Origin of the sequence: Micromonospora sp. BL4 (assembly GCF_003667505.1) — a bacterium.
In the GTDB taxonomy this organism is placed as follows: Bacteria; Actinomycetota; Actinomycetes; order Mycobacteriales; family Micromonosporaceae; genus Micromonospora.
In genome coordinates this window covers 1-8,126 of record NZ_RCVJ01000248.1, presented here as the reverse complement: position 1 = coordinate 8,126, position 8,126 = coordinate 1, and the positions used below count along the sequence as shown (strand labels likewise).

Below are 8,126 nucleotides of genomic sequence, written 5' to 3'. Positions count from 1 at the left end.
GCCTCCCTGTCGTCGTCATCGCGCGTGTGCAAAGCTGCGGCGAGTTTTTCTCGTGACTTTTCCGACGAGGTGAGAGGGAGGTTCGCCGTGGAGTGGTCTATCGGACACTCGCTGATAGTGGTACTGGCACTGTTGCTGGGCCTGGCCGCCGGGTGGTTGCTGCGCGGCCGGCAGGGCGTACGGGCCAGCGGGCAGGGTCCGTCGAGCGTGGACGGCGACCCCGTCGCCGGCCTGGCCGTGGTCGCCACGCCGACCCCGGCTGCCACCATCGACGACATCCGGCCGACGGCGACCGTCGACCCGGCGCCCGCCGCGGTCGCCGACGAGCCGGCCCCGGTGGACACGGTCAGCGCGCCGGCCGCGGTGACCACCGACGCCACGCCGGACGGTTCCGCCCCGGCCGACGCCCCGAGCACCGCCGACCCGGCCGACATGGCGCTGACCGACGCCCCGCCGGCCAGCCCCGTCGACGTGCGGGCCGACACGGCCGACCTCCGGCCCGAGCCTGCTGCGGAGCCCGAGCCGGTCGCAGAGTCCGAGCCGGTCGCGGAGCCCGAGCCGGTCGCGGAGCCCGAGCCCGTCGCGGAGCCTGAGCCGGTCGCGGAGCCCGAGCCCGCCGCGGAGCGCGGGCCGGTCGCGGTCGAGGAGCAGTCGGCCCCGAGCACGGTGATCGCCCCCCGCCAGCCGGGGGACGGCGTCGAACCCACCGTCGCGGCGGACGTCGACCGCGAGCCGGTGCGGGCCACGCCGCCGGTCCGGCCGACCGCCACCGCCACCCCGCCGGTCCGCCCGGTCGCAGAGATCTCGCCGAGCGGCAACGACACCGACCCGGAGGGCCCGGCCGACGACTTCCGCCGGATCCAGGGGGTCGGGCCGAAGATGGCGGCCGCGTTGCAGGCGGCCGGCGTACGCACCTACGGCCAGCTCGGCGAGCTGGACGAGCCGGCGCTGCGCGACCTGATCCGGGCCGCCGGCCTGCGTGCCGCGCCGGGTCTGGCCAGCTGGCCGCAGCAGGCCCGGTTGCTGGCCGGCGCCGGTGACGAGCTGGCGGCTGTGCTGCCGGGCGACGCCCGGGACTGACGACGGAAACCGGGCCCCGGCGGGCCGTCCTGCAAGGACGGCCCGCCGGGGTCCGGCCTTTCGGGCCGAACCACCGCACGCCGATCGCCCGAGGCTCGAAGATCGACTCGGTTCACGAGAAGCCGGCGTGTCCTCGCGAGCGGGAGACAGCCCGACCTCCCGCGAACCGGGTCGTTCACCCCGGTCGGGGGACGGTCGGACGATCGGGAGGTCGCCGCACCCGCTGCTCGTTACGGTCGATCGAGGTGAGCCGCACGGCCCGCCACGTCGACCGGGACCGCAGGAGCAACCCGTGCAGTTCGCCGCGCCGGAGCCCGGGTCCCGCCCCCCGATGCGCGACCCGGAGGCCCCGCGCCGGGTGACGCTGCTCGAACTCTTCTTCGACCTGGTGTACGTGGTCGCGCTCGCGCTCATCTCCCGGGAGATGGTCAACGGCCTCGACTGGAGAAGCGCCGCGCAGTCGCTGATCCTGCTCTCGGCCGTCTGGTGGACCTGGGCGATCACCACCCTGGTCACCGACATGTACGACCCGGAACGCAACGAGATCAAGCTGCTGATCACCGCGGTGATGTTCGGCGCGCTGCTGATGACCACCGCGATCCCGGAGGCCTTCGGTGCCCGGGGGCTGGTGTTCGCCGTCACCTACGTGGCGATCCACCTCGGCCGTGGGCTGTTCCTGATGCCCATCGTGCGCCACGAACCACAGACGCAGCGTCGGGCCGCGCGAATCTTCGTCTGGTTCGCCGTGTCGGCGATCCCCTGGATCATCGGCGGGTACGTCAGCGATGACGCCCGGATCATCTGCTGGGCGATCGCCCTCGCCATCGACTACAGCGGTTTCCGGCTCGCGTACCCGGTGCCCGGCCTCGGAGTGGTGCCGGAGCAGCAACGCAACGTCACGGCGGAGCACCTCTCCGAGCGCTACCAGCAGTTCTTCATCATCGCCCTCGGCGACGCCATCCTGACCATCGGCACCATGTTCAGCCTGGCGCATTCCGAGGCGGAGAACATCGGGGCGTTCGGGGTGGCGTTCCTGACCACCCTGCTGCTCTGGCGGATCTACGTGCACAAGTCCGGCGAACTTCTGCCGTTGGCCATTCAGGCGTCCAGGCAGCCGAGCAAGTTCCTGTTCACCGCGCCGTACACCCACCTGCTGATGGTCGCCGGGGTGGTGACGACGGCCTCCGGGTTCCACCTGGTGCTGCACGAACCGGCCGGGCGCACGCCGCCGGCCTGGCTGGCGGTGATCCTCGGCGGCCCGGCGCTGTTCCTGGCCGGCCGGGCCTCCTTCGAGTACGAGGTGTTCAGCCGGGTGTCGCTGTCCCGCCCAGGCGGCCTGCTGGCGCTGCTGACCGTCGCACCCGCGGCGCTGTTCCTCCCGCCGGTCGTCGCCTCCCTGGGTGCCATGCTGGTGCTGGCCGGCGTGGCGTATGCGGACTTCCGACGCAGCCGTGGCAAGCCGCCGGAGACCCCCGCCCCGCCGCACTGAACCGGGCGCCACCAGGCCGATCGGTAACCGCTCAGACCAGCGCCCCGGCGTACCCCCGAACCTGCAACCGCTGCCTGGCGGTGCCGCCGAGACGCACCTGGAGGCCGAGCGGCGCGGCGGCCCGGCGCACCTCGTCCAGGTGCAGCGAGCCGTGCCGGTCCACGGTGAGGACCGGCGGCTCCTCCAGCTCGCCCTCGGGTGCGTGGAAGGAGAGCAGGGTGACCGACGTGGTGAGGTATCCCGGATAGGCGGCGCGCGCCGCCGCCTCGTCCCGGTGGGCGAGCACCACCAGGTCGTCGAGGTGGGCGAAGTCGGCGGCGAGGCCGCCGGCCTTCCAGTGCGCGGGCTCCTCGGCCGCGCCGGTGAGGTGCCGGGACCGGTTCGCCGAGGTGATGTAGAGGTGGTCCGACCCCGTCTCCGCGAGCGCCCGCTCGAAGAAGGCGTTGGACGGGCAGGTCAGACCGGGAGCGATCACCTGGGTGGTGCGCAGTCCCTGATCGATCTGGGTGAGGTGCTCCGGCAGCCGGTCCGCCGCCGGGCCCCGGAACCCGAACGGCCCCGCGCCGTAGAGGGCGTCCATCAGCGCCCGTACCCGACCGACCGGCAACCGGGGCGAGATCCGGGACCAGTCGAACATCGCCGGGATCCGGCCCACCGCGGTCGTGATGCTGCCGACCTGGTGGATCGGGCGACCCTTGGCCAGGTTGACCCGGCGCACGGTGGCGGCGTCCGGGCGGGTGACGATGACGTAGAAGTTGGCGAAGGCCGCCGCGACGACCGCGCCGCCCGCGAGCGCGCGGGCAGCGACCGCGACGTCCTCGGGGCGGTCCAGGTACAGGGGCGGTGTCGGGGCGTCCATGAGTCCTCCTCGGCGGGGGCCGTGAGGCAGTTCTACGTCGGACGACAGGTACGACGGTCGGGTCCGTCGTCGATCCGATAGCCGGCCCGCTCCACCCGGTGCGGGTGGCCGATGCCAGGGCTGTACCGACGGCGGACGGTATCGGCCGGACGGAGGACCCGCGGGGTCGCCGCGAGGAGCAGTTAGCGGTTCGGCCCGATTGGGTACAACGCCTGCACCTCGATCCACCACATTCCCTCAGGAGGCAGCGATGCGCGGCACCTCGATACTCGGAGTCATCGTCGTGATCTGGTTGTTGATCGGCGCGGTCGCCGCCGGCCAGCGAGGCTACTACGGCAACGACGACACCAACTGCGCCGAAGCCGGCACGATCCTGGTCACCATCGTGGCCGGGCCCCTGAACTACATCGGCGCGAACCCCAAGGTCGACTGTGAGCTGCCCGAGCCGTCCAAGTAGGACGAAGGCACCGGCCCGCGCCCTTTCGGGCGCGGGCCGTTCGCTGTCCGGACACCCGTAGGCGTCCCTGAGGGCTGATTCCCCGGCTGGTCGGTCGTGTGTCGAACGGGGCACACCCCGTACCGCGTCCTAGGAGGCTGGTTTGCAGGTCCGGTGGGCGCACGGCGCTGAGGCGACGAGACCCACTGCCGACATCGCCCGCGCCGCCTTGCCGGCATCGCGGCATCGCGACACCTCGCCATGCCGGCATCGCGACACCCCAGCATCGCGGGCTTCGCGGCACCTCGCCATCGCGGCATCGCGGCATCGCGGCATGCCGGCATCTCGGCACCTCGCCATGCCGGCATCTCGGCATCGCGGAATCTCGGGCACCTCAGCACCTCAGCACCTCAGCACCTCGGCGACAACGCGACGCCCGAGCATGAGACGCCAACAAGCGGTATACCTCAGAGTCATATTTATGACTCTGAGGTATACCGCTCACAACACCGACCGCCCGGAGAGGACGACCACGGCGGGGTCGGACAGGTGCTGAACCGCTCAGCGGAAGCAGTGCGCGATGGGTACCGCGCTGCCCTCGCAGTTGGTCGGCTCGTTCTCGACGACCACGCTCTCGTCGTCGATCTTCACCTGGGCGTGCTCGCCGAAGATGCCGCCCGGCTTCAGCGTGGCCGCGTTCCGGGTGATCTTGCTGGTGTAGATGGCAGCCGAACCCTGGAGGGCGTAGATGCCGCCGCCCTTGGACGCCGCGCCGACCGCCTCGTTGGCGGTCACATCGCTGCCGCGTACCAGCAGGTTCGACTTGGCGGCGTAGATACCGGCGCCGAGACCGTGGGTGGTGTTGCCGTCGACCACGCTGTCATCGAGCGGCAGCAGGCCCTGCACGGTCGAGATGCCGCCACCGTTGACGGTGGAAGTGTTGCCGCGGATGGTCATCTTGCGCATCACCAGCACCGCGTCCGAGTTCGCGGCGCCGCCGCCGATCTGCGCGGTGTTGTGCAGCAGCTCGGTGTCGTAGACCTTGGTCCGGGCCGAGAAGCTGGCCAGGCCGCCGCCCTGACTGGCGCTGTTCTGCGCGAAGGTGGTGCCCTCCACCTCGGCCGCGCCCCGGTAGTTGCCGAGCCCGCCGCCGTAGCCGTTGGCGCTGTTGCGGTGGAACTCGGAACGCTTCAGCGTCAACACACCACCGTTGAGCAGGCCCCCGCCCTTGCCCGCGGCGCCGGACGCGCTGTTGCCGATGAACGTGGAATCGGTGACCACCATGTTGCCGTCGTTGAAGATCCCGCCGCCGCCCCCCTCGGGCGACAGCGACGTGCTCTGGGTGACGGTGACCCGCTCCACCACGGCGGTGGCGCCGTGCACGACGTGCACGCTGCCGCCCTCGATTGCCGAGCGCCCGTTGTGCAGCTCCAGGTCACGCAGGGTCAGCTCGCCGCCGTCGCGGACGGTGAAGAAGCGGAACGCGGCGGCCTGGGCGTCGCGGGCGATGGTGGCGCCGGCGCCGTCGATGGTGATGGGCTGGTAGATCGCCGGCAGGCCGGCGGTGTCGTCGGCCGGGTTGTGCGGCGGCGCCTCGGCGTCGCCGGGGGTCTCCGCGGCGTCCGCCGCCTCCCGGGCGTCGCGGATCCCGCCGTCGTACTGGTCGGTCTCGTGGAACGCCTCGGTGAGGGTGTACCGGCACTTCGGCGCGAGCCGCAGCTCCGCGCCGCCCTCGGCGTTGGCCGACACCAGCGCCGCCACCAGCTTGGCCGCGTCGCAGGGCACCGACACCACACCCCGCTTGCCGGTGCCCGGGGTGTCCGGCCGGCCGTCCTCGGCGCCGTCGCGCTCCGGCGCGGTCCGGTCGTCGCCACGCCGGTCGTCGTCCTGGGCCGTGGCGGCCAGCCGGCCCAGGCCCGGGAGGGAGATGTCGCGGTCGGCGGCGGCGGCGACGCCGGCCACGCCGGCCGCCCCCACCACCAGGCTCCCGGCCAGGAACCCACCGGCTAAGAACCATCGGGACCGCCGTCTGGGTCGCGCCGTGCGCTCTCCTCCTCGGTATGTGGACATCAGGATGCCTGCCTTCCTGGCTGCGTGCACGTGACCGCGCGCCGATCCGGGCGCGGGGGGATCGACGCGCCGTCGACCACCAAAGGCCACGATAAAGCCGCAATACGGACAGTCAGGTGTGAACGTGAATAACGCTGCCATTCATCTTCGGGCGGGCGGGCCCGCGCCTCGGTTCACCCGCCGACGTGGATCCCGGGGCGGCGCAGCGGGTCCGGCTCGGTGCGGCGGATGATCTCCCGCACCACCGGCGGGGTGTCCCCCCGCCCGAGGATCAGATAGCGCAGCAGGTGCGCGATGGGGCTGCCCTCCGACCACTCGAAGTGCGCATGCGGCCGGACCCGGGTCGCGTCACGCAGGGCCAGCAGGATGGCGGCGATCGCGTTGGGCGCGGCCGGGCTGCTGGCCCGCAGCACCCGGAAGCCGCCCACCTCGACCCCGTGCACCCGCAACACCTGACTGAACTCCGACGGGTCGACCACGTCGATCTCCAGGAACAGCACGTCGGCGGCCCCGGGCACCGGATTCATCCCGCGCTGCGCCCGTTCCTTGACGGTGTACTCCTTCACCGAGCCGCTCTGCCGCTTGTTCGCGATCAGGTGCAGCTGCCCGTCGTGGGCCAGCGACTCGGTGATGAACCGGCGGGCCGGCTCGTCGAACTCGATCCGCTCCGCGCGCAGCTCCGTGGTCCGGGTGACCCGGGAGACCAGCGACACGCCGATGATGCCGAGGATGAACAGCGCGGAGATGGTGATCCCGTCCGGCTGCTCGATGACGTTCTCCAGCAGCGCGTACAGCAGGACGAGGGTCAGCACGGTGAAGCCGAGAGCGGTGCCCCGCTGGTGGTGGCGGGCCGCGGAGATGGTCACCGCCACCGCGCCCGAGACCATCATCGCCAGGATGCCGGTGGCGTACGCACCGGCCTGGGCGTTGACGTCCGCCCGGAACGCGATGGTGATGGCGATGCTGACCAGGGTGTAGACGATCACCACCGGGCGCACCGCCCGCGCCCACTCCGGGGCCATGCCGTACGAGGGCAGGTAGCGGGGCACGATATTGATCAAGCCGGCCATCGCCGAGGCGCCCGCGAACCACAGGATGAACACGCTGCTCACGTCGTAGACGGTCCCGAACAGCTCACCCAGGTAGGTGTGCGCCAGGAAGGCCAGCGCACGGCCGTTCGCGGCGCCGCCCGGCCGGAACTCCTCGGCCGGGATGAGCGCCGTGGTCACGAAAGTGGTCGAGATCAGGTACACCGACATGATCAGCGCGGCGGTGGTGAGCAGCCGGCGGGTGTTGCGGATCCGGGCGGTCAACCGGGCCTGCCGGTCCGGTCCGCCGGCGGCCACCAGCGGCATCATGCTGACCCCGGTCTCGAACCCGGACAGCCCCAGCACCAGCAGCGGGAAGGCCAACGCGGCGGTGAGCAGCACGCCACCCGGCCCGCCGCCGTCCGTGGTCACCGCGGTGGTCCAGTCCGACAGGACGCCCGGGTGGGTCACGATCCGGGTCAGCGCGACCACCACGATCACCGCGTTGAGCAGCAGGAAGACCGCGACCAGCGGGATGGCCACCACCACCGCCTCGCGGAAGCCGAGCAGGAACACCCCGCCGAGGATGAGCAGCAGCGCCACCGTGACCACCACCGGGACGAAGCTGCCGTGCAGGACGTCCGGCAGGTACGGGTTCTCCAGCAGGTGCACGGTGGCGTCGGCCGAGGAGAGGGTGATCGTGATGATCCAGGAGGTCGCCACGAAACCGAGCAGCACGAGCACGAAGATCTTGCCCCGCCAGAACGGCAGCAGCCGCTCCAGCATCGCCACCGAACCCTGCCCGTGTGGGCTCTCGTGGGCGACCCGCCGGTACATCGGAAGCATGCCGAACAGCGTGAGCGCGACGATCAGCAGCGTCGCCAGCGGAGAGAGCGCCCCGGCCGCTACCGCCGCGATGCCCGGCAGGTACGACAGGGTGGAAAAGTAGTCCACGCCGGTCAGGCACATCACCTGCCACCAGGCGTGCGTCCGGCTCTGTCCCTCGGTCGCCTCCGGGCCGGGCGGCTGCACCCGGTGCTGGAAGAGCCACCGGCGCAGCGAGCTGGCCGGCGGCGCCGGCCGGACCGGGCTCGCCACCCGTTCGGGCACCTCGACACCCGGCCGGCCACCCCGGTGCGGGCGGGCCGGGTCACGGGCGGCGCG

At 72.1% G+C, this 8,126-nt stretch carries 6 protein-coding genes; 3 read left to right on the top strand and 3 right to left on the bottom strand.

Annotation, left to right across the window (positions count from 1 at the left end; genetic code table 11):
* Positions 1-114: 114 nt before the first annotated feature.
* Both EAD89_RS29480 and EAD89_RS29475 read left to right on the top strand, forming a co-directional pair.
* Complete coding sequence (locus EAD89_RS29480; RefSeq protein ID WP_233579232.1) at positions 115-1,080, top strand: hypothetical protein; 966 nt, start codon at positions 115-117, stop codon at positions 1,078-1,080.
* Positions 1,081-1,372: 292 nt separating this feature from the next.
* Positions 1,373-2,569 (top strand): low temperature requirement protein A, encoded by a 1,197-nt coding sequence (locus tag EAD89_RS29475; RefSeq protein WP_121677965.1) that lies wholly within the window; start codon positions 1,373-1,375, stop codon positions 2,567-2,569.
* Between the two features lie 31 nt (positions 2,570-2,600).
* On the opposite strand, the gene EAD89_RS29470 is transcribed toward EAD89_RS29475, so the two are convergent.
* Complete coding sequence (locus EAD89_RS29470; protein ID WP_121677964.1) at positions 2,601-3,428, bottom strand: hypothetical protein; 828 nt, start codon at positions 3,426-3,428, stop codon at positions 2,601-2,603.
* Positions 3,429-3,678: 250 nt separating this feature from the next.
* Here EAD89_RS29470 and EAD89_RS29465 point away from each other — a divergent pair, with 250 nt between their 5' ends.
* Positions 3,679-3,885: a hypothetical protein gene (locus EAD89_RS29465; RefSeq protein ID WP_121652306.1), complete on the top strand. Its 207-nt coding sequence runs from the start codon at positions 3,679-3,681 to the stop codon at positions 3,883-3,885.
* Positions 3,886-4,425: 540 nt separating this feature from the next.
* On the opposite strand, the gene EAD89_RS29460 is transcribed toward EAD89_RS29465, so the two are convergent.
* Both EAD89_RS29460 and EAD89_RS29455 read right to left on the bottom strand, forming a co-directional pair.
* Complete coding sequence (locus tag EAD89_RS29460) at positions 4,426-5,934, bottom strand: right-handed parallel beta-helix repeat-containing protein (protein WP_121677963.1); 1,509 nt, start codon at positions 5,932-5,934, stop codon at positions 4,426-4,428.
* Between the two features lie 173 nt (positions 5,935-6,107).
* Positions 6,108-8,072 (bottom strand): APC family permease, encoded by a 1,965-nt coding sequence (locus EAD89_RS29455; protein ID WP_121677966.1) that lies wholly within the window; start codon positions 8,070-8,072, stop codon positions 6,108-6,110.
* Positions 8,073-8,126 lie beyond the last annotated feature (54 nt).